This window comes from Chryseobacterium sp. YIM B08800 (genome assembly GCF_026163565.1).
Taxonomy (GTDB): domain Bacteria; phylum Bacteroidota; class Bacteroidia; order Flavobacteriales; family Weeksellaceae; genus Chryseobacterium.
Map to the genome: position 1 here is coordinate 30,589 of NZ_JAPDKN010000030.1, position 22,804 is coordinate 53,392.

A 22,804-nucleotide genomic window follows, 5' to 3' on the forward strand; every position below is an offset into this window, starting at 1 on the left:
AATTATAAATGTTGAATGGCAACATTCAAAAATTAATCTAAAATCTAAAATCTAAAATTTAAAATCTAACAAATGTCAAATAAAAATAAATCAAGTAGATTTAATAAAATAACCATCGGTTTAGCTTCTCCGGAGTCTATTTTACAGGACTCAAGAGGGGAGGTTCTTAAGCCGGAAACTATTAACTACAGAACGCACAAACCTGAAAGAGACGGTTTGTTCTGTGAAAAGATCTTCGGTCCTATCAAGGATTACGAATGTGCTTGTGGTAAATACAAGAGAATTCGTTACAAGGGGATCGTTTGTGACCGTTGTGGTGTAGAGGTTACGGAGAAAAAAGTACGTAGAGAGAGAATCGGGCATATCAATTTGGTAGTTCCTATTGCTCACATCTGGTATTTCCGTTCTTTACCAAACAAAATCGGTTACCTTTTGGGTATTCCTTCCAAGAAATTGGATATGATTATCTATTACGAAAGATATGTGGTAATTCAACAAGGTATTGCTAAGAAATTAGACGGTGCCGATTTTGATCACATGGAATTCCTTACAGAAGAAGAATACCTTGATATCATGGAAACTCTTCCTGTAGAAAACCAGTATCTTGATGATTCAGATCCAAACAAATTCATCGCTAAAATGGGTGCTGAAGCTGTTGAGGAACTATTAAAAAGAATCGATCTTGATGCATTGTCTTTCGACTTAAGACACAAAGCTCACAACGAAGGTTCTAAGCAAAGAAGAACTGAAGCTCTAAAAAGATTGAACGTTGTAGAAGCATTGAGAGGTGCTAATACAAGAATGATCAACAGACCAGAGTGGATGATTATGCGTGTGCTTCCTGTAATTCCACCAGAACTAAGACCATTAGTTCCATTGGATGGAGGACGTTTCGCTACTTCCGATTTGAATGACCTTTACAGAAGAGTTATTATCAGAAACAACCGTTTGAAGAGATTATTGGAGATCAAAGCTCCTGAAGTAATCTTGAGAAACGAGAAGCGTATGCTTCAGGAATCTGTAGATTCATTATTCGATAATACAAGAAAATCTTCTGCAGTAAAATCTGAATCAAACAGACCATTGAAATCACTTTCAGATTCATTGAAAGGTAAGCAAGGTCGTTTCCGTCAGAACTTACTAGGGAAAAGGGTAGATTACTCTGCACGTTCGGTAATTGTTGTAGGTCCAAACTTACAGCTTCACGAATGTGGTATTCCTAAAGATATGGCTGCGGAACTTTACAAACCATTTATCATTAGAAAACTAATTGAAAGAGGGATTGTAAAAACAGTAAAATCTGCAAAGAGAATTATTGATAGAAAAGAACCTGTAGTTTATGATATCCTAGAAAACGTGATGAAAGGTCACCCTGTTTTATTAAACAGAGCACCTACCCTTCACAGACTGGGTATTCAGGCTTTCCAACCTAAGATGATCGAAGGTAAAGCAATTCAGCTACACCCATTAGTAACAACAGCATTCAACGCCGATTTCGATGGTGACCAGATGGCGGTACACTTACCGTTAGGACCAGAAGCGATCCTTGAAGCTCAGTTATTGATGTTAGGTTCTCAAAACATCTTGAACCCAGCAAACGGTTCTCCAATTACAGTACCTTCTCAGGACATGGTTCTTGGCCTATATTTCATGACCAAAGAATTAAGCTCTACTGAGACAATGAAAGTAAAAGGTGAAGGTCTTGCATTCTATTCTCCTGAAGAAGCTGAAATTGCTTATGCAGAAGGCAGAGTTTCTTTAAATGCTAAAGTAAAATGCAGATTACCAATAAAGCAAGACGGAGAAATCGTTACAAAGTTGATCGAAACGTCTGTTGGTAGAATTTTATTCAACCAAATTGTTCCAAAACAGGTAGGATATATTAATGAACTTTTAACGAAGAAATCATTAAGAAACGTTATCGGTAAAATTCTTGCTGATACAGATTTCCCTACAACTGTGAAGTTCTTGGATGCAATGAAAGACTTAGGTTACTCAAATGCATTCAAAGGAGGTCTTTCTTTCTCATTAGGTGACATCGTAGTTCCTGTTGAGAAAAAACAGATGATTGCTACTTCTATTGAAACGGTAGACGAAATTAGAGCTAACTATAACATGGGTCTAATTACCGATACAGAACGTTATAACCAGGTAATCGACGTTTGGACAAACACAAACGCTGGATTAACTGAAATGATCATGAGCAGAATGAAAACTGACCAAGGTGGTTTCAACTCTGTATACATGATGCTTGATTCTGGAGCGAGGGGTTCTAAAGAACAGATCCGTCAGTTATCTGGGATGAGAGGTTTGATGGCAAAACCGCAAAAAGCTGGTTCTACCGGTGCGGAAATTATCGAAAACCCGATCCTTGCCAACTTTAAAGAAGGTCTTTCGATTCTAGAATACTTTATCTCAACCCACGGTGCTCGTAAAGGTCTTGCGGATACCGCTCTTAAGACTGCCGATGCAGGTTACTTAACGAGAAGATTGGTAGACGTTGCACAAGACGTTATCGTTACAGAAGACGACTGTGGAACTTTAAGAGGTACAGAAGTTACTGCACTTAAGAAAAATGACGAGATCGTTGAAAAGATTTCAGAAAGAATCTTAGGTAGAGTTTCTTTACATAATATTTACGACCCTGAAACAGATGAGTTAATCGCTCAGGCAGATCAGATCATTAATGAATCTTTAGCTAAAAAAATCGAGGAACTTGGTATTGAAGCTGTTGAGGTTCGTTCACCACTGACTTGTGAAACTAAAAAAGGTATCTGTGCTAAATGTTACGGTAGAAACTTGGCAACAGGTAAGATGATTCACATGGGTGAAGCTGTAGGTGTTATTGCTGCACAATCAATTGGGGAACCGGGAACTCAGCTTACGTTGAGAACTTTCCACCAAGGGGGTGTATCTACAAATGTATCAGAAAACCCTTCAATCGTTGCAAGAAGAGACGGTATCGTAGAATTGGATGAGGTAAGAACAATTACTTCAGAAGACGAAAACGGTAATACTGCAGAAGTAGTAGTGTCTCGTACAACAGAATTTAGATTGGTTGCTGATAACGAATCTAGAACTCCATTAATGGTAGCAAACGTACCTTACGGTGCTATATTATCTGTAAAACCAGGTGATAAAGTAAGCAAAGGAGATTTGATCTGTAAATGGGATGCGTACAACGCAGTAATCATTGCAGAAACTGCTGGTAAAGTAGAATATGAAGATATTATCCAAGGTATTTCATTCCAGTTGGAAATTGACGAAGCTACAGGATTTGAAGAAAAAGTAATCTCTGAATCTAGAAATAAGAAAGCAGTACCTACATTAAAAGTAGTAGATTCTAAAGGTGTTGAACAAAAAGGTTACAACTTACCGGTAGGAGCCCACTTAATGGTAAACGATGGTGAAAAAATTAAGGCTGGTAAAATCTTAATTAAGATCCCAAGAAAAGCTGCTAAGACAGGAGATATCACCGGAGGTCTTCCGAGAGTTACCGAATTATTCGAAGCAAGAAACCCTTCAAACCCAGCGGTTGTTACAGAAATCGACGGGGTAGTTTCTTACGGAAAAATCAAGAGAGGTAACCGAGAATTGATCGTTGAAGCTAAAACTGGGGAAAGAAAAATTTATTTAGTTAAATTATCAAACCAGATTCTGGTACAGGAGAATGACTTCGTGAGAGCTGGTTCGCCACTTTCTGACGGTTCAGTTACTCCAGACGATATCTTGAAGATCAAAGGACCAACTGCGGTTCAGGAATATTTAGTAAATGAAATTCAGGAAGTTTACCGTCTACAAGGGGTGAAAATCGACGACAAGCACTTTGAAATTATCGTAAGACAGATGATGACAAAAGTATCTATCGTTGATGGAGGTGATACTCAGTTCCTTGAAGCTGCTTTAGAGCATAAATTTGATTTCTTAGAAGAAAACAACAGAGTATTCGGTCTTAAAGTAGTTACTGAAGCCGGAGATTCTAAAGTATTCAGACCAGGACAAATGATTACTGCAAGAGAACTAAGAGACGAAAACTCTAAGTTGAAGCGTGAAGATCAGGCTTTAGTTGAAGTAAGAGAAGCTTTACCTGCTACTGCAACGCCAGTATTGCAAGGTATTACAAGAGCCGCTCTACAAACTAAGTCGTTCATGTCTGCAGCATCATTCCAGGAAACAACTAAAGTTCTAAACGAAGCAGCAGTTGCTGGTAAAGTAGACAGCTTGAATGGTCTTAAAGAAAATGTAATTGTAGGACACAGAATCCCTGCAGGTACAGGTCTTAAAGAGTATCAAAATGTAATTGTTGGTTCTAAGAAAGAGTTCGAAGACTTAAACTAAATACGAGTTTCGTGTTTCGGGGTACAGATTTAGTATCCCGAATCACGCATCTCGATGTAAAATAAATAAAAAATAATGTTCAGGCTTCAAAGTTTTTTTTATTTTTGAAACTTGAACTTTTAAAAAAATTAAACAAAAAAATGGACAATCAAAATCAAAACAACGATCCAAACAACATCAACATCCAACTTAACGAGATGGTAGCTTCAGGAGTTTACTGTAACCTTGCTTTAGTAAACCACTCTCCATCTGAGTTTGTAGTAGATTTCATCCAACTTATGCCGGGTGTACAACAAGCTAACGTGAGATCAAGAGTAATCTTGGCTCCACTTCACGCTAAGAGAGTTTTAGCTGCACTTCAGCAAAACATCACAAACTACGAGCAACAATTCGGAGAAATCAAAGAAGTTGAGCCTTTCGTATTAGGAGGAAACAACGTTAACGCTTAAGATTTATCTTAAATATATAAGAATGCTTCAACGAAAGTTGGAGCATTTTTTATTTTTACAATACATTATTCAATAAACTAAATAAATTAATGTATAATTCTTAATGATTTTAAATTATATTTGTTAGGCAAAGTTGAAAAATATGAACGTTGAACAGTTTACCTTAGAAAAATTCGGGTTTTTAGGAAAAGATTTTTTAGAAGAAATTCAAAAGCATGCTTCTCTGGTTAATATAAAAAGCAAAACCGAGATTCTTGCAGAAGGAAATAAAATAAAAAATATTCCTTTCGTAATAAACGGAAGTTTAAAGGTATATGCTTTAAATGACGGAAGAGAACTCATTTATAACTATATAAGATCTGGGGAAACTTGCTTAATGAGTTTTTCTACAATTTTTAATGACTTTGTAAGCAGAGTGTATGTTGTTTCGGAAGAAGATACAGAAGCACTCATAATACCGGCGAATGTTTTACTCGACTGGCTGATTAAATATCCCCAAATTAATAAGCTTTTTTACTACGAATTTGATCTTCGTTTTACAGATATTATGAATATGGTAAACGATGCCGTTTTTCATAAACTAGATAAAAGGGTTCTAAATTATATCAGACAACAGATTGCTATTACCAGACACAATCCTATTAAGCTTACTCATAAAGAAATTGCCAATAATTTAGGAACTTCAAGAGAGGTAATTAGCAGAGTTTTAAAAAAAGTGGAAAACGAAGGCGAAATTATTCAAACTAAAGAAGGGATAAAAATACCTGTAAATGAAAATGTTAGACTAATCTAATGAATTATATTTAATATTTTTAACTTCTCCGATTGATAAAAACAATTCACTCGGTGACTTTTATCACCTGTTTTTAGAATTATAAGTGTATAAGTTTGTCATACAATAATAAACAATTATGCGTATGACAAAAACTCTCCTTTTTTTGTCAATATTTGCTTCAGGTTTTGCTTTTGCTCAGGAAGACCTTTTGAAAGATATTGACACCATTCAAACAAAAAACACAGAAAATTCTCCACCAGCTTTCAAAGCACTTCAAATTGTTACAGGTCAGTCTACAAAACTTTCCGCAAAAAACGAATGGTATATTGTAGTTGCACATCGTTTTGGAGATGTAAGCAAAGGATTCAAAGATTTCTTCGGATTAGATGATGCCTCTACAAAATTGGGTGTTATTTATGGCGTTACAGATGGTCTTTCATTAAGTCTTTCGCGAGAAACTAATCTTAAAACTTTTGAAGGCGCTGCGAAATATAAATTAATTAAGCAAAGTGAAAATTTTCCGGTTGATATTGTTGGCTACAATGTATTGGCGGTAAATACTGATCTTAGCAAAGACAATTACCCGCATCTGAAGTTCGGAGACAGACTTTCTTATCTCACTCAGGCATTAATATCGAGAAGGTTTAATGAAAATTTTTCTTTACAGTTAACACCTTCTTATGTTCACAAAAACCTTTATGAACCGATGATTGAAGACAAAAATCAGTTCTTGACAGGTTTAGGCGGTCGTTATAAAGTTTCGAAAAGAATATCGATCAACGCCGAGTATTTTGTGAATTTTGATAATCACAGTTTTTATAAAAACCCACTCTCTTTGGGGATGGATATAGAAACTGGGGGACATGTGTTCCAGCTTTTATTTACCAATTCCCAGCTGAATTCCGATATCGGTTACCTTACTAATGCGTCGGGAAAATGGGAGAAAGGGCAGATTTTCTTTGGATTTAATCTTTATAGAGTTTTTTAGGTATGAAAAAAATGATGTGTATTATCTCACTGGCATTGGTATCTATTGCCTGTGAAAGCAGAACCTACGAAGAGATTTCAGACAAAACTCAGGTTGTAGAGTTAGTAACCTACAACAAAGATGTAAAACCGATTATTGATGCCAATTGTATCGTTTGTCATTCACCCGGAAATCCGGCTGCATTTCAACCTTGGACAAGCTACAATCAGGTGAAAAATAATATTGACAAAATTATCGACAGAATTAACAGACCAATCGGAGATCCTCAAAAAATGCCTCAAGGCGGTAGTTTATCACCATCACAAATCTCTATCATCACCAAATGGAAAACCGATGGATTGATTGAAAACTAAAAAAAATAATATGAAAAATTTAATACTAATAATTGTCACGTTAAGCTTTGCAAATCTTATTTCGGCTCAGAAATATTCAACTAAAACAGGGAAAGTAACATTCGAAGCATCAGTACCTTTATTTGAAGACGTTTTTGCACAGGATGATAACAATATTGCTGTTATTAATGCAGACAATGGAGACTTTGCGTCTGTTTCATCAGTAAAGAATTTCCATTTTAAAGTGAAATTGATGGAAGAGCATTTTAATGAAAGCTATGCTGAATCTGCAAAATATCCGAAGACAACTTTTAAGGGCAAGATTGTCAATTTTGATAAAACAAAATTAACGACATCACCACAGAAATATACCATTCAAGGCACATTGAATTTCCATGGTGTGGATAGACCGGTAACTTCTAGTGCTGCAATTTATTCTAAAGATGGTAATATTTATATACAGGGAACCTTTGTTGCGAAATCTGCCGATTTTAAGGTAACTATTCCAAAGATGGTTACAAAAAAAGTTGCTGAAAATGTAAATGTTGAGTATAACTATGTAATGCTGAAACAATGAAAAAAATATTTTTTATCCTAAGTTTCATTCTGAGTTTTACTCTGATATCTGCTCAGGAAAAAGCAAAATCTATTTTTGATATTGCCAGAACCGGAACTGTAGATGAAGTAAAAGAACTGATGAAACAGAATCCCGATATAATCAATCAAACCAACGAAAATGGTTTTTCACCATTGATTTTGGCTTGCTACAGAGGGAATGTAGAAGTGGCAAATTTTCTGATTGACAATGTGAAAGATGTTAATTATAAAAGCCAGGAAGGAACTGCTCTTGCAGGGCTTTCGGTGAAATACAACAAAGATTTGGTAGAACATTTATTAAAGAAAAATGCCAACCCGAATATTGCAGATTCTTCAGGATCTACACCTTTATTTTGGGCGGTAAAATTCGGTAATAAAGAATTGGTAGAATTGCTGCTGAAGCACAAAGCCGATAAATCATTAAAAGATTCTCAGGGAATGACTCCTTTTGAATATGCTTTACAGACAAACAACAACGAACTCATTAACTTATTAAAAAACTAAAATGAAAAAAATTTTACTAACATTTAGCATTGCGCTTGCCAATTTAGCTTGGGCACAGTTTACGACAGGTACGGTTACTCTTTCCACAGGAATGACTGTAAAATTAGATACATCTCCCACTTTAGCAACTTTAACACTTACAGGTCCCGATACTTCTTTTCTGGGAATCGGATTTGGAGGTACCGGAACAAGTGGCGGAATGGTAAATGGAGTAGACGGATTTATCTATAATGTAGATTCAACAACAAATACAAATTTAGATTATACTTTTGCAGGATTAGGAAATACACCAAATCCGGATGCAGTACAAGATTGGGCAATAACTTCCAATACTGTTGCTTCAGGAACCAGAACAATTGTGGCAACACGTTCTCTTTCCGGCGGAACAGGAGATACAGCCTTTACCAACGCTGCAGGAAATATGAATATCTTTTTTGCGAAAGGTCCTTCTACAACTCTGGCTTATCACGGTTCAGGAACGGCAAACAGAGGTTATGCAATATTAACAAAAACAGGAACTTTAGGAGTTACCGATACTTTGGCTGAAAATAAAAAAGTTCGTCTCTATCCTAATCCTGCGAATGAAACTGTATCTTTCAAAAACGCTGATAAAATACAATCGGTTGATATCTATGAATCTACTGGCAGAAAAGTAAAAACAGTAAAATTAGATGGAGAAAACATTAGTATTTCTGATTTAAAATCGGGTAATTATTATCTTGAAATAAGTTTAAAAGATGGTTCTATATCTTATCAAAAGCTAATTAAAGAATAAATTGAGGCCACCGAAAGGTGGCTTTGTTATTTGTAAAAGTTCCAAAATATCCATTTAATATTTTTTTAACTTCCGAAACTTTTTTGTGAAATCTACTGAGGTTACCTTTGCAAAAAAATAATAGAATGAAGAAGGTATTGGCATTTTTAATGCTTGCTTTATCACTGTCAGGATTTGCTCAGACAGGAGCTGTAGATACTGCTCAAATTGTGATTCCTAATCGTTTTAACAGTGCGGAAGCTATGCAGAAGCCCTACGTTATTATGATTTCTACAGATGGTTTCAGGTATGATTATGCTAAAAAATACAATGCTCAAAATCTTTTAAAATATTCAAATGAAGGGATTCAGGCAAAAGCAATGACTCCAAGTTATCCAAGCATTACTTTCCCGAATCACTGGACATTAATTACGGGGTTATATCCTTCTCATCATGGGCTTATTGATAATTATTTTTACGATTACAAAAGAAAGCAAGCTTACGCAATGAGCAACCGCCAAAATGCTGAAGACGGAAGTTGGTACGGTGGAATTCCACTTTGGAGTTTGGCAGAAAAACAAGGGACGATCAGTGCTTCTTTACAATGGGTAGGTTCTGCAAGTGATGCAGGTGGAATGAGGCCAACGTATTATTATCCGTATCATGAAAAATTTACGCCTTCAGAAAAAGTTGATAAAGTAATCAATTGGTTAAAGCTTCCTGAAGACAAAAGACCACACTTTATTTCATTATACTTTCCTGAAGTTGACGGAGCCGGACATCATTTTGGCCCTGAAGCTAAAGAAACAGAAACAGCAGTGCATTTAATTGATGACGCGATAGGAAATTTGGTTCAGAAAGTAAATCAATTAGGTTTAAAAAATGTAAATTTTATCTTTGTTTCTGATCACGGAATGATAAAAGTTGATGGTGGAAATCCTCTCGAAATTCCTCAAATGCTTTTTGATAAAACCAGATTCGATTATTATAATTCTCAGACTTTATTAAGGGTTTATGTGAAAAATCCTGATGAGGTTAAGAAAGTTTATAAAGAATTAAAGGCTAATAAAACCGATGATTATGAAGTTTATCTGGATAAAAAATTACCAAAATATCTTCACTTCGCTACAAAAGACGATCGATACAATAGAATAGGACAGATTTTATTAATCCCCAAAGCCCCAAAAATATTTTTAGAAAGAGATAAAAAAACTTCTGTAGGAAAACACGGTTACAATCCGAGAATTGTCCCTGAAATGAAAGCTACATTCTTTGCTTGGGGTTCCGATTTTAAAAATAATTTGGTAATCGATGAGTTTGAAAATGTAAATGTTTATCCTTTAGTCGCTGAAATTTTAGGTTTAAAAATAACCCAACCTATCGATGGAAAATTGAAGGTTCTACAAGAAATAGTAAAGAAATAATTCAAGAGTCCCAAAGGGACGATTTACTAAAGGATAGGATAAAATCCTATCAATAAAATATATTCAACAAACAATTTCGGCGAGCCAAAGGCTCGCCGAAAATTTTTATAAGAATGAAAATCAATAATTTTAGCTCAAAGATTTCATATCAATCACAAAACGGTATCTCACATCGCTTTTCAGCATTCTTTCATACGCTTCGTTGATGTCCTGCATTTTGATGATTTCAATTTCAGAAACAATGTTATGTTCGCCACAGAAATCAAGCATTTCCTGAGTTTCGGCAATACCTCCGATCACAGAACCGGCAACCGATTTTCTTCCCATAATCATTGGTGGAGTAAACAGAGAATCTTCCATTTTACCGATAAAACCTACCAAAACATGAGTTCCGTTAATCGTTAAAGTGGTGATATAAGGATTTACATCATGATCATAAGGAACCGTGTCGATAATTAAATCAAACTTTCCTTTTACAGAATTCATTTGCTCTTCATCAGTCGAAATAATAACGTGATCTGCACCCAATTTTTTCGCATCTTCAGTTTTTCCCGGAGTTCTTGAGAATAAAGTAACTTCAGCTCCTAAACCTTTTGCAAGTTTAATGGCCATATGTCCCAATCCGCCAAGACCAACAACGGCAACTTTAGAATCAGCGCCAACATTCCAATGTCTTAATGGTGACCAAGTTGTAATTCCTGCACAAAGAAGTGGTGCAACTGCAGCCAAATCTAGATTTGCCGGAATTTTTAAAACATGGCCTGCATCTACCACTACTTTCTGAGAATATCCTCCAAAAGTATGACCTCCCAAATGTTTGTCATTTCCATTGTAAGTTCCTGTAAATCCGTTTTCACAATATTGTTCTAAATCATGTTTACAGCTGTTACAATGTCCGCAAGAATCTACGATACAGCCAACTCCTGCAAGATCGCCAACTTTGAATTTAGAAACTTCGCTTCCTACTTTTGTAATTTTTCCGATAATTTCATGTCCGGGAACAGAAGGGTATTTCGATCCTCCCCAATCGTTTCTTGCGGTATGAAGATCAGAGTGGCAAACTCCGCAATACAGAATTTCAATTTCTATATCATTTGCGGTTACTTCTCTTCTCTCAATATTCATTTCTGCCAAATCAGCAGTTTTAGATTCTGCTCCAAAAGCTTTTACGGTAAATGTGTCCATATTTTTTAATTTAGTTTGATTATACTATTTCTATTTTTTCTCTTCAATCAGTCATAATTTGAAATGTTCATGCTCTTTGCGTTAAAATCAAATATTATAATTTAAAGAACATATCTTCAATTTTCTGATACAAAAGTCGATACTTTAAATGTAAAAATACTTATATAAATTACAGAATCATTTACCAATTTTACTTACACCCAAAATAGTAGGTCGGAAATTGGTAATTTTGAATTAAAATTAAAAATTTACTTCATGGAAAATCAGGAAGTTGAAATATACAACAGTGTTTCAGAATACAATAAAATGGTGAATCACGAGACGCTACATCCTTTGGTAAGTGTGGTAGATTTTTCTAAATCTGATCCTATTTGTCAGTTTAAAAGAACCTTTGGTTTTTATACTGTTTTTCTCAAAGATGTAATGTGTGGCGATATGCAGTACGGAAAACACAGCTATGATTATCAGGAAGGAACTCTGGTTTTCATCGCTCCGGGACAGACTTATGGAATTTATAATGCAGGAACTTATATTCAGCCTGCAGGTTTTGCCTTAATTTTTCACCCCGATTTATTGAAAGGAACCAACTTGGGGAAAAATATCAGAGATTACAATTTCTTTTCTTACGATGTTCATGAAGCGTTGCACCTTTCAGAAAAAGAAAGGGAAATTATTCTGGAATGTTTTAAAAATATAAAATTAGAACTCGAACAGGCGATTGATAAACATAGCAAATCACTAATTGTTAATAATATTGAATTATTTCTGAATTATTGCATGCGTTTTTACGACCGTCAGTTTATCACACGAGATCACGTTAATCAAAATTTTATAGGAAAGTTTGAAAAATCTTTGGATGATTATTTGAAATCTGATAAACCTAAAAATCTGGGCTTTCCGATGGTTAATTATTTTGCCGAACAGCTTAATCTTTCAGCGAACTATTTTGGCGATTTAATTAAAAAAGAACTCGGGATTTCTGCACAGGAATTTATTCATAATAAACTGATCGATGTGGCGAAAGACCAGATTTTTGATGCGTCAAAATCCATCAGTCAGATTTCTTACGATCTGGGATTTAAATATCCACAGCATTTTACAAGATTATTCAAAAGTAAAGTAGGCGTTTCTCCAAGCGAATTTAAATCTCTGAATTAAATTTGTGACTAGTTTTTTAATCCAGTATCCGTATTGTGTAAATGTTTGAAAATTACGACAAACTTTTGCTGAGTGAAATCGAAGATTCGACGAAGTCAAACGACTTTGCGAAAGAAAAATATTTTCAAACATTTAAAAAAATCTTTGCGCATTTAGCGGTCAAAAAAAATTGTTGCTAAAAACATAAAAATATTTTTTTATGATTGTCAGCTTTTTGTCTTATTAAAAAAATCTTTGTATGCTTATCTAAGTGAAACGCCTTTGAGAGCTTAAAAACAGAGAATTGTTTAAAGAAATCTTTGCGCTCATTGCGTTAAAATTTTTACCATGATGGAAAACGGATATGCATATTTTTTTAAAACAAAATTTGTAAATTGTAATTATAAATAAGTTTAAATTCTATTGCGAAACCATGACCGCAAATCAAAATAATTCTAATACTTATACTTTTCAGACGCCTTTCGGAAGAATTTTAGCTTTCAGAGAAAACGGAATTTTAAAAGCTAAAAACATTCGGTATGCTTATTCTGAAAGGTTCAAAAAACCGATTGCTGTTGAACCTTCCGTTTCAGAAATTATTTTTCCTGAAAAAACTCCGGTTTGTCCGCAAAATATCAGCCCGCTTCTTGAAAAAATGATTGGCAAAACCAATTTAGATGATTTTGAGGTAGATGAATCTCCACAATATATTTCAGTTTTCAAACCTGAAAATTTTAAGGAAAACGAAAAACTTTCTGTTATTGTTTGGATTCATGGTGGTTCGTATGAGATTGGTTGCGGTGATATTCTTACGGCAGATCCTACAGATTGGGTAAAAGAGCAAAACATTATTATTGTTACAGTCTCTTACCGTTTAGGAATTTTTGGTTTTTTAGGCGGAAACGAAGATAAACCTGCCAATTTAGGTCTGTTTGATTTGATTGAAGCTTTAAAATGGATTAAAAATAATATTGCTTTTTTCGGTGGAGATGCAGAAAATATTACCCTTTTTGGGCAGTCTTCAGGCGGAGACGCAATTGCTCATTTAATGATTTCGGAAGGAACTGAAAATTTGTTTAAAAGAGTAATTATTCACAGCGCTCCTTTGGGTTTAAGGAAAAACCGACAAAAAATGTCAGCAGAATTTCTAGAAAATACCCAAATGTTTAACGATAAATCGGATGTTTTAGAAATTATTGAAAACTATAAAAATCACGTTCCTTCTTTTTTAAAATATGGTTTAAAAGCAGCAATGCCTTTCGGAACTCAATATGGTTTTCCGCCATTGTGCAATGAATGGGAAGCCGAAAAAAAATGGAAACAAAAAGCGAAAGAAATTGATGTTTTAATTGGTTTGAATGATGAAGAAACAGCTTTCTATCTGAGAGCTTCCGATACGATCAATAAATATTTTCCTGCAAAAATTATCAATAAAGCAATTCGAGCGACGACAGAAATTATTTATGGAAAACCGGCAACAGATTTTGCGGAAAATTATGCAGAAGCCGGAGGAAATGTGTACCTCTTCAGAATTCATCCTCGTTTGAAAACCGCAAATCATTTCTTAGGAGCTCATGCAATTGATTTACCTTTTATATTTGGTAACGAATCTGCCTGGAAAAATGCCGGCATTTTGAAAAATATTCCATGGAAATACATGGATGAAAACGGGAAAAAATTAAGAAAACTCTGGACTGAATTTGCCAAAAGCGGAAAAATTTCAGATGATTCAGAAAGACCGGAAATTCTTGAAGTTTCCAAAGTCTAATTTTCTATGAAGCAAATAAAAGAAATCTGTTCAATCTCCTAAATCTGCGAGAGAATAATTATTCAAATTTTTTTTCGGAAGTTTTTCTAAATATTGTCATTCCACAGTAATCTCTACACTAATTTACAAATGTGCTTAGATTCCACGCTCCACTTCGTTACGCTCTGAATGACAAACTTTGTAGATATTTTTATATAGCATTTTTGTCATTCTGACGAAGGAAGAATCTCAACTTTATCATTAGAGATTCTTCAATCCGTTGTGCTTTCAGAATGCAAAATCAGCATAGAATCAGTCTTAAACTCAACCTCAATCTTAGCCTCAACTATTTAGAATCATTCAAAATATGATAAAAGTCATAAAAATTTTGTCACGTTCTAAATTCTTTTTAAATTTACACCTAACAAATGTTAGTTAGTTATGAGTGTGGATTTTTCAGTTGAGTACTTAAAACTCGACCAGCTAAGACAGCTCCAATCGGAAAGGTTGGCGAGTTTGGTGGGTTATCTTGTAGAGAAGTCAGATTTTTATAAAGGAAAATTTGATGAATTAGGAATATCACCGCAAGAAATAAGGACAATTGAAGATATTTCAAAACTACCGATTACTTACAAACAAGATTTAAGAGACAATTATCCGTTCGGATTATTTACGGTTCCAAAGGAGGAATTACAAAGAATTCATTGTTCAAGCGGAACAACAGGAAAACCAACGGTTGTAGGATATACAAAAGAAGATGTTGATTTATTCAGCGAAGTTGTGGCAAGATCTTTAAATGCAGCGGGAGCAAAACCGGGAATGCAGTTACATAATGCTTATGGATACGGAATTTTCACTGGCGGACTTGGGTTACATTACGGAGCTGAAAAATTAGGAATGAGTGTTCTTCCAATTTCTGGAGGAATGACAGCAAGACAGGTAGATTTAATTATGGATTTTAAGCCTGAAGTAATCTGTTGTTCACCTTCTTATGCTTTAACAATCGCTGATGAATTTGCTAAAAGAGGAATCTCGGCAAATGAAATCAGTTTAAAATATGCCGTTTTAGGTTCAGAGCCATGGACGGAATTGATAAGACATCACATTGAAGAAAGATTAGGCGTTCATGCAACCAATATTTATGGGTTAAGTGAAATTATCGGTCCTGGAGTTTCGATGGAAGACTTTGAGGAAAAAGGAGGCTCTTACATTTGGGAAGATCATTTTTATCCTGAAATTTTAGATCCGATTACAAAAGAACCTGTTCCGTTTGGTGAAGAAGGTGTTTTGGTAGTCACAACTTTAACTAAAAAAGCAATGCCGCTTTTACGTTATTGGACGAATGATATTACAAGTCTTTATTATGAAGAAAACTCAAAAAGGACAATGGTGAAAATGAGACCTATTCTTGGAAGAGCCGATGATATGCTGATTGTAAGAGGTGTCAATGTATATCCAAGTCAGATTGAAGAAGTGTTTTCTCATGTGGAAGGAGTGGTTCCGAATTATTATTTAACACCGATTGAGAAAGAACAAATGTGTGTGGCATTAGATATTGATGTTGAAATTGATGATGAATTAATAGCTTCGAAAAATTTGAATCAAAATACCGATGATTATGCTATTTTTGTCGGAAACTTTGGAAAAAGTATAGAAAACGAAATAAAAAAACGAGTAGGAATTACCACAAAAGTGAAAATTCATGCTCAGGACAGTTTGCCTAAGTGTGAAGGTGGAAAAATTAATAGAATACTTAAAACAAAATGAATTCATTTTATAAATTAAAAACTGTAAGAGTTCAGAAAGATACCAACGATGCAGTGAATGTAGCCGTTGAAATTCCTGAAGAACTGAAAGATAAATTCAGATTCAAGCAGGGGCAGTATCTTAACTTCCGAATGATGATCGACGGAAACGAAGAGAGACGTTCTTATTCTATCTGCAATGCTCCAAGTGAAAAAAGCAACACGCTGGAAGTATTGGTGAAATTATTGGAAAACGGAAAAGTTTCCGGTTATTTCAACGAACATCTTCACATGGATGAAATCCTTGAAGTGATGCCTCCAATGGGCGGTTTCAATACATCTTATCATCCGACAAACGTGAAAACTTACGTTGGTTTGGCTGCAGGAAGCGGAATTTCTCCAGTCTTATCAAATATTAAAGAAAGTCTTTATCAGGAGCCTAATTCAAATGCTTATCTGTTCTATAGCAACAGAAGCATGAATCATGTGATGAAAAAGGCTGAGATTGATAAATTGGTCGAAACTTTTAACGGAAGATTGAAGGTTGTTTATTTAGTAAGCCGTGAAAAACATGAAGATCCTATTTTTGAAGGAAGAATTTCTCCTGAAAAATTAGATCATTTGTTTGAAAGATATGCCGACATTGACGTAAAAGAATCGACTTTCTTTATTTGCGGACCTTCAGAGATGATTAAAGGGATTGCAGATTATTTAAAGAAAGATAAAAAAGTACCGGCAATTCAGGTTTTATTTGAATATTTCACCGCTCCTGACGAAGAGAATACAGAGGAAATGAGCGATGAATTCAAAGCGATTGCCAACATCGAAAGTATGGTAACGGTGATCATCGATGATGATGAATATTCGTTCCACCTTAATTCTAAAAAAGAGAGTATCTTAGATAAAGCATTGAAAGACAATCTTCCTGTACCTTTTGCTTGCAAAGGAGGAGTTTGTTGTACGTGTAAAGCCGAGGTTTTGGAAGGTGAAGTCTTCATGGAAAAAAACTACGCGCTTACCGAAGAAGAAGTAGCCAGAGGCTTCGTTCTTACCTGTCAATGTCACCCAACAACGAATGTGGTGATGCTTAATTATGATGTTTAAATCAATTTGAAAATGAGTCAATGTGCTAATTTGAAAATGCCATGATTGTGTTTTAATTTTCAAATTGCCTAATTCTCAAATTTTCAAATTAATTAATTTTCAAATTAAAAGAAATGGATTTAGAAAAATTTGTACAATACGTACACGACGAAAATAAAGTAGAACCAAAAGATGTAATGCCCGATGATTACAGAAAATTATTGGTTCGTCAGATTTCACAACACGCACATTCTGAGATTGTGGGAATGTTGCCTGAAGCCAACTGGATTTCCAGAGCACCTTCATTAAGAAGAAAAATGGCTCTTTTGGCTAAAGTTCAGGATGAGGCAGGTCATGGTTTATACTTGTATTCTGCAACTGAAACGTTAGGAAACGGAACAATCAGAGCAGACAGAGATGCTACTTACGACGATATGTTGGAAGGGAAAGCAAAATATTCAAGTATTTTCAACTATCCGACTCTAAGTTGGGCAGATATCGGTGCAATCGGTTGGTTGGTTGATGGTGCTGCAATTATGAATCAGGTAATGTTGATGGGAAATTCTTATGGTCCTTATTCAAGAGCGATGGTGAAAATCTGTAAAGAAGAATCTTTCCACCAAAGACAGGGCTACGAGATTTTAATGGCGCTTTGTAGAGGTACAAAACAGCAGAAAGAAATGGCTCAAGCTTCGTTAAACCGTTTCTGGTGGCCGGCTTTGATGATGTTTGGTCCAAATGACGACAGTTCACCAAACTCTAAAATCTCTATGAATTACAGAGTGAAAAGAGAAAGTAACGACAGTCTTCGTCAGAGATTTATTGATGTTACGGTTTCTCAGGCTGAATTCTTAGGATTAACTGTCCCAGATAAAGATTTGAAATGGAATGAGGAAAGACAGCATTACGATTTCGGAGAACTTCCTTGGGATGAATTCATGGAAATCTTAAAGGGAAACGGGCCTGCTAATAAAAAGCGTATCGAAACCAAGAGAAAAGCGCAAAGAGAGAATTCTTGGGTAAAAGAAGCGGCTGTTGCTTTCGCAGAAAAACAACAAAAAGAAGTTATATAAAATAATGAGTTAATTTGAAAATGTGCTAATTTGAAAATGCCATCACTGTATGTTTTAATTTTCAAGTTACTTAATTCTCAAATTTTCAAATTACCTAATTTTCAAATTAATTATGGCAAATTTAGATATGTGGGAAGTGTTTATTCAGACTAAACCGGGATTATCTCACAAACACGTTGGAATTGTACAGGCGCCAACAGCAGAAATGGCTTTGCAAAACGCAAGAGACGTTTATACAAGAAGAAAAGAGGGAACCTCTGTTTGGGTAGTTCCAAGTAAATATATTGTGACTTCGGAAGGGGTAGATAAAGAAGCTTTCTTCGATCCCGCTGATGACAAATTGTACCGTCATCCGACGTTCTACGATATTCCAAACGATGTAAAAAATATGTAAACTAATTAATAAATTTGAAAATGTGCTAATTTGAAAATGCCATGACTGTGTATTAATTTTCAAATTGCCTAATTTTCAAATTTTCAAATTACAACAAATGAACCCATTATATAATTATTTATTAAAACTAGCAGACGACAGTTTCATTATGGGACAGCGTTTGTCTGCGTGGTGCGGTGAAGGTCCTTATTTAGAGGAAGATATTGCATTAACGAACATCGCATTGGATGAACTTGGGCAAGCGAATAACTTTTACGTTTACGCTTCAAGATTGATCGATAACGGAAAAAGTGAAGATGATTTGGCTTTTTTAAGATACGAACACGAATATGTAAACGCGCACTGGACAGAACTTCCCAACGAAGATTATGCTCAGACGATTTTAAAAGTTTATGTTTTTTCGGTGTATCAGAAATTGATGTACGAAGCGTTATCAAACTCTGCGAATGAAGAATTGTCTGCCATTGCTCAGAAGTCTTTGAAAGAAGTAAGATATCATTACACTCACGCTGCATCTTGGATGAAAATTTTCGCTCAGGGAACTGAAGAAAGTAAGTCTCGTTTAGAAAAAGCGATCGAAAATATTTGGGAATATACGAAAGGTTTATTCGCAAAAACAGAAGGAGAAGATGATTTAGTAGCTCTAAATATTGCTCCGAATTCAGACGCTCTTTACGAAGAATTTGTTGCCATTACAAAGAAAGATTTTGAAGGTTTTCAATTAGAATATCCTACAAATCCTTTCATGCAGCCAAAATCAAGAACAGGTTATCACACCGAATATTTCGGATTTATGCTTTGTGAATTGCAGTATATGCAGAGAGCATATCCGGGTTGTACGTGGTAAAAATCAATGAGTTAATTTGAAAATGTGCTAATTTGAAAATTTCGGACTGTTCTAAATTTTCAAATTACCCAAATTTTCAAATTTTCAAATTAATAAATGAAAAATCCTTTAGAAATATTAGAACTCATTCCCGATCCTGAAATTCCGGTAATCAATATCGTGGAGTTGGGCATTGTAAGAGAAGCGAAAATTACGAGCGAGAATTCTTGTGAAGTAACCATTACGCCGACTTATTCTGCCTGTCCCGCTATGTTTACCATTGAGGAAGACATCATGAAAATCATGAAAGAAAACGGTTGGGAAGCGAAAGTAGTGACCAAAATGTTTCCGATTTGGACAACAGATTGGTTGACGGATGAAGCGAGAGAAAAACTCCGTGTGTACGGAATTACACCGCCGGAAAAAGGAGCCGACGAACATCATATCGGGAAACCGAAAAAATGTCCACGTTGTGGTTCTATGAATTCAAAACAGATCAGCAGATTCGGGTCTACTTTATGTAAGGCTTCGTATCAATGTTTAGACTGTTTAGAGCCATTTGACTATTTTAAATGTCATTAAATAATTTGAAAATGTGTAAATTTGAGAATGAGCTAATTAATAATAATTACTTTAAAAACATTTTCAAATTCTCTAATTTTCAAATTAAAAAATTATAACCTATGTACACACAACTTGATATTGAATCGCATTTTGACGGAAAGCTTAAAATTGCTTACCTCAATCAGCCTGAAACTATGAATGCGCTTACAAAGCCATCTTTGGGAGATTTAAAAGATTTTATTAAAGAATGTAGCGATGATCCTACGGTAAGATGTGTGGCGATTTCAGGACGAGGAAGAGCCTTTTGTTCTGGTCAGAACTTAGATGATGCATTTGTTCAGGGGAGCGAGCATCATGATAACGACATCATCAGAAGAATTGTAACAGATTATTATAATCCTTTGGTGCTTGAGATTACACGTTGTAAAAAACCTGTAGTTGCATTAGTAAATGGTCCGGCTGTAGGAGCAGGAGCAATGTTAGCCTTAATTTGTGACTTCGTTTTAGCGAGTAATAAAGCGTATTTCTCTCAGGCATTTTCAAATATTGGATTAATTCCTGATACGGGTGGAACTTATTTCTTACCTAAATTACTGGGAAGACAATTGGCCAATTATTTAGCATTTACAGGAAAAAAATTATCTGCTGAAGAATCAAAAGCTTATGGTTTGGTAGCTGAGGTTTTCACTGAAGAAGAATTCAATTCAAAATCAATGGAAATTTTAGAAAAAGTATCCAATATGCCGACTGTTGGTTTAAAATTAACAAAAAAAGCATTTGCCAACTCGTACGATAATACATTAAAAGAACAATTGGAACTGGAAGGCGATCTACAACAGGAAGCAGCAGAAACAGAAGACTTCAAAGAAGGAGTACAAGCATTTTTAGAAAAAAGAAAACCTAATTATAAAGGAAGATAATCAATTTGAAAATGAATTAATTTGAGAATTTGAAAATGAGAAATGACAAAGAAAATATTATTGTAAATAAGACTTTCGACTTTGCATTGAACATTATTGAATTTTCGGAAGATTTATATGAGGCTAAAAGATTTCCTTTAGCAAATCAGATTTTTAAATCAGGAACTTCGATTGGGGCAAATGTAAGAGAAGCTCAAAATGCAGAAAGTAAGGCAGATTTTATTCATAAATTAAAAATCGCTGCGAAAGAAGCTGATGAAACGGAATATTGGCTTTTACTGTGTTTAAAATCTCCACATCTCAAATCTCCAAACGAAAAATTAATTTCCGATTTAAAAGAGATATTATTAATTCTGTCTAAAATTATTTCAAGTTCCAAGTTTAAATAATTTTCAAATTAGCTCATTTTCAAATTTTCAAATTTAATATATGAACGTAGGAATTATCGGTGCCGGAACAATGGGAATCGGCATTGCACAAGTAGCCGCGACGAACGGATGCAAAGTTTGGGTCTACGACGCCAACGCAAAACAAGTAGAAACGGCAACCGTAGGTTTGGAAAAAACATTGACCAAATTGGTTGATAAACAAAAAATTTCAGCAGAAAAAATGACTGAAATTTTATCTAACATTTCCATTGCTACAGAACTGAAGGACTTCAAAGATTGCGAATTGGTAATTGAAGCCATCATCGAAAACAAAGAAATTAAAACCAAAGTTTTCACAGAATTAGAGAAACACGTTTCAGAAAGCTGTGTAATTGGTTCAAACACATCATCTATTTCTATCACCTCTTTGGGTGCGGAATTACAAAAACCGGAGCGTTTCATCGGGATTCACTTTTTCAATCCAGCTCCTTTGATGCCTTTAGTTGAGGTTATTCCATCTTTATTAACAGAAAAATCTTTGGCGGAAAAAATCTACAATCTCATGAAAGATTGGGGTAAAACTCCGGTTATTGCTAAAGATATTCCAGGATTTATTGTTAACAGAATTGCTCGTCCTTACTATGGGGAAGGTTTGAGGATTGTTGAAGAAAATATCGCAACGATAGAACAAGTTGATGATGCCATGAAAACAATCGGAAACTTCAAAATGGGTCCCTTTGAGTTAATGGATTTAATTGGAGTTGATGTGAATTTCTCGGTAACAAAAACGGTTTACAACGAATATTTCTACGACCCAAAATACAAACCGTCACTTCTTCAGCAAAGAATGTCTGAAGCAAAACTTCACGGCAGGAAAACAGGAAAAGGCTTCTATGATTATAGTGAAGATGCTGTAAAACCTGTTGCTCAAAAAGATGAAGCTCTTTATCAACAAATATTTTTAAGAATTATTTCAATGCTGATTAATGAAGCGGTTGAAGCAAAAAGATTAGGTGTTGCAAATGATGAAGATCTAGAATTGGCAATGCAAAAAGGAGTTAATTATCCAAAAGGATTATTAGCTTGGGGAAAAGAGATCGGATATGCAAAGATTTCCGAAACCCTGCAAAGTCTTTACGAAGAATATCAGGAAGAAAGATACAGACAAAGCCCGTTACTACGCAAATTGAATTAGACAATTTGAAAATGTGCTAATTTGAAAATTGATTAACACAGGTTTCCATTTTCAAATTCTCAAATTTATTTCATTTTCAAATTAATATTATGGATATAGATGGATTTCGCGCCGAGTTAGAAACAAGGCTTCTCATTGAAAAAGAATATTTAATTCAGGAACTTTCTTCAATAGATGATGAAAAAGAAAAACTTGATTTGTTAGGAAGATTTAATGAAAAATATAAAGAGCTGATTAAAAGAATTGCCAATGAAGACGGTATAGATTTAAGTGCTCCTTATCCAGCTGAAGATCCATCAAATTCAGAAAATCTTTCATATGGACAGATCATTCTTGGCAAAACTATGAGTGTTTACGACAAATTGGCTGATGAATTATATGAAAAATTAACAAGTAAAAATTAAAA

General features: G+C 34.8%; 22 protein-coding genes. 21 read left to right on the plus strand and 1 reads right to left on the minus strand.

Translation table 11 applies throughout. The features are described from left to right. Positions 1 to 72: 72 nt before the first annotated feature. From rpoC to OEW74_RS12600, 9 genes are all read left to right on the plus strand, one after another. Positions 73 to 4,338 (plus strand): DNA-directed RNA polymerase subunit beta', encoded by a 4,266-nt coding sequence (gene rpoC, locus OEW74_RS12560; protein WP_265428801.1) that lies wholly within the window; start codon positions 73 to 75, stop codon positions 4,336 to 4,338. A 140-nt stretch (positions 4,339 to 4,478) separates the two neighbouring features. Further along, complete coding sequence (locus OEW74_RS12565; RefSeq protein ID WP_066676059.1) at positions 4,479 to 4,787, plus strand: DUF3467 domain-containing protein; 309 nt, start codon at positions 4,479 to 4,481, stop codon at positions 4,785 to 4,787. Positions 4,788 to 4,929: 142 nt separating this feature from the next. Further along, a complete protein-coding gene (locus tag OEW74_RS12570) occupies positions 4,930 to 5,580 on the plus strand; it encodes a Crp/Fnr family transcriptional regulator (RefSeq protein WP_265428802.1) in 651 nt (216 codons plus the stop codon). 124 nt (positions 5,581 to 5,704) lie between these two features. Then, positions 5,705 to 6,550 carry a DUF5777 family beta-barrel protein gene (locus OEW74_RS12575; protein ID WP_265428803.1) on the plus strand — a complete coding sequence of 282 codons (846 nt, stop codon included), beginning with the start codon at positions 5,705 to 5,707 and terminating at the stop codon, positions 6,548 to 6,550. Positions 6,551 to 6,561: 11 nt separating this feature from the next. Beyond that, entirely contained in the window at positions 6,562 to 6,903 is a 342-nt protein-coding gene (locus tag OEW74_RS12580) for a hypothetical protein (protein ID WP_265428804.1), read from the plus strand. Between the two features lie 10 nt (positions 6,904 to 6,913). Then, positions 6,914 to 7,459 carry a YceI family protein gene (locus OEW74_RS12585; RefSeq protein WP_265428805.1) on the plus strand — a complete coding sequence of 182 codons (546 nt, stop codon included), beginning with the start codon at positions 6,914 to 6,916 and terminating at the stop codon, positions 7,457 to 7,459. After that, positions 7,456 to 7,983 (plus strand): ankyrin repeat domain-containing protein, encoded by a 528-nt coding sequence (locus OEW74_RS12590; protein ID WP_265428806.1) that lies wholly within the window; start codon positions 7,456 to 7,458, stop codon positions 7,981 to 7,983. Before OEW74_RS12585 ends, OEW74_RS12590 begins: the two co-directional genes overlap by 4 nt. Position 7,984: 1 nt before the next feature. Beyond that, complete coding sequence (locus OEW74_RS12595) at positions 7,985 to 8,758, plus strand: T9SS type A sorting domain-containing protein (protein WP_265428807.1); 774 nt, start codon at positions 7,985 to 7,987, stop codon at positions 8,756 to 8,758. A 125-nt stretch (positions 8,759 to 8,883) separates the two neighbouring features. Beyond that, a complete protein-coding gene (locus OEW74_RS12600; protein WP_265428808.1) occupies positions 8,884 to 10,161 on the plus strand; it encodes an ectonucleotide pyrophosphatase/phosphodiesterase in 1,278 nt (425 codons plus the stop codon). A gap of 129 nt (positions 10,162 to 10,290) precedes the next feature. Here the strand turns inward: OEW74_RS12600 and OEW74_RS12605 are convergent, their stop codons facing one another. Then, the gene (locus tag OEW74_RS12605; protein WP_265428809.1) at positions 10,291 to 11,346 is read right to left on the minus strand and encodes an NAD(P)-dependent alcohol dehydrogenase; all 1,056 of its coding nucleotides are present in this window, start codon (positions 11,344 to 11,346) and stop codon (positions 10,291 to 10,293) included. Positions 11,347 to 11,601: 255 nt separating this feature from the next. Between OEW74_RS12605 and OEW74_RS12610 the strand changes: the two genes are divergently transcribed. From OEW74_RS12610 to OEW74_RS12665, 12 genes are all read left to right on the plus strand, one after another. Next, positions 11,602 to 12,504, plus strand: coding sequence for a helix-turn-helix domain-containing protein (locus OEW74_RS12610; RefSeq protein WP_265428810.1), 903 nt, complete (start codon positions 11,602 to 11,604; stop codon positions 12,502 to 12,504). A 412-nt stretch (positions 12,505 to 12,916) separates the two neighbouring features. Beyond that, positions 12,917 to 14,251: a carboxylesterase family protein gene (locus OEW74_RS12615; protein ID WP_265428811.1), complete on the plus strand. Its 1,335-nt coding sequence runs from the start codon at positions 12,917 to 12,919 to the stop codon at positions 14,249 to 14,251. Between the two features lie 426 nt (positions 14,252 to 14,677). Beyond that, positions 14,678 to 15,997, plus strand: a complete 1,320-nt coding sequence (locus tag OEW74_RS12620; protein WP_265428857.1) for a phenylacetate--CoA ligase family protein — start codon at positions 14,678 to 14,680, stop codon at positions 15,995 to 15,997. Further along, on the plus strand, positions 15,994 to 17,079 hold the full coding sequence (locus OEW74_RS12625) for a 2Fe-2S iron-sulfur cluster-binding protein (protein ID WP_265428812.1): 1,086 nt from the start codon (positions 15,994 to 15,996) through the stop codon (positions 17,077 to 17,079). Before OEW74_RS12620 ends, OEW74_RS12625 begins: the two co-directional genes overlap by 4 nt. A 113-nt stretch (positions 17,080 to 17,192) precedes the next feature. Further along, positions 17,193 to 18,131 (plus strand): 1,2-phenylacetyl-CoA epoxidase subunit PaaA, encoded by a 939-nt coding sequence (gene paaA / locus OEW74_RS12630; RefSeq protein ID WP_225686880.1) that lies wholly within the window; start codon positions 17,193 to 17,195, stop codon positions 18,129 to 18,131. A 112-nt stretch (positions 18,132 to 18,243) separates the two neighbouring features. Beyond that, the gene (paaB, locus tag OEW74_RS12635; protein WP_039364405.1) at positions 18,244 to 18,525 is read left to right on the plus strand and encodes a 1,2-phenylacetyl-CoA epoxidase subunit PaaB; all 282 of its coding nucleotides are present in this window, start codon (positions 18,244 to 18,246) and stop codon (positions 18,523 to 18,525) included. Between the two features lie 97 nt (positions 18,526 to 18,622). Continuing rightward, a complete protein-coding gene (gene paaC, locus OEW74_RS12640; protein ID WP_265428813.1) occupies positions 18,623 to 19,372 on the plus strand; it encodes a 1,2-phenylacetyl-CoA epoxidase subunit PaaC in 750 nt (249 codons plus the stop codon). Positions 19,373 to 19,468: 96 nt separating this feature from the next. Next, positions 19,469 to 19,933 (plus strand): 1,2-phenylacetyl-CoA epoxidase subunit PaaD, encoded by a 465-nt coding sequence (paaD, locus tag OEW74_RS12645; RefSeq protein WP_265428814.1) that lies wholly within the window; start codon positions 19,469 to 19,471, stop codon positions 19,931 to 19,933. A 101-nt stretch (positions 19,934 to 20,034) separates the two neighbouring features. Further along, a complete protein-coding gene (locus OEW74_RS12650) occupies positions 20,035 to 20,835 on the plus strand; it encodes an enoyl-CoA hydratase/isomerase family protein (protein ID WP_265428815.1) in 801 nt (266 codons plus the stop codon). 35 nt (positions 20,836 to 20,870) lie between these two features. Then, positions 20,871 to 21,224 (plus strand): four helix bundle protein, encoded by a 354-nt coding sequence (locus OEW74_RS12655; RefSeq protein WP_265428816.1) that lies wholly within the window; start codon positions 20,871 to 20,873, stop codon positions 21,222 to 21,224. A gap of 40 nt (positions 21,225 to 21,264) precedes the next feature. After that, on the plus strand, positions 21,265 to 22,398 hold the full coding sequence (locus OEW74_RS12660) for a 3-hydroxyacyl-CoA dehydrogenase NAD-binding domain-containing protein (protein ID WP_265428817.1): 1,134 nt from the start codon (positions 21,265 to 21,267) through the stop codon (positions 22,396 to 22,398). An 89-nt stretch (positions 22,399 to 22,487) separates the two neighbouring features. Continuing rightward, entirely contained in the window at positions 22,488 to 22,802 is a 315-nt protein-coding gene (locus tag OEW74_RS12665) for a hypothetical protein (RefSeq protein WP_265428818.1), read from the plus strand. Positions 22,803 to 22,804: the final 2 nt, after the last annotated feature.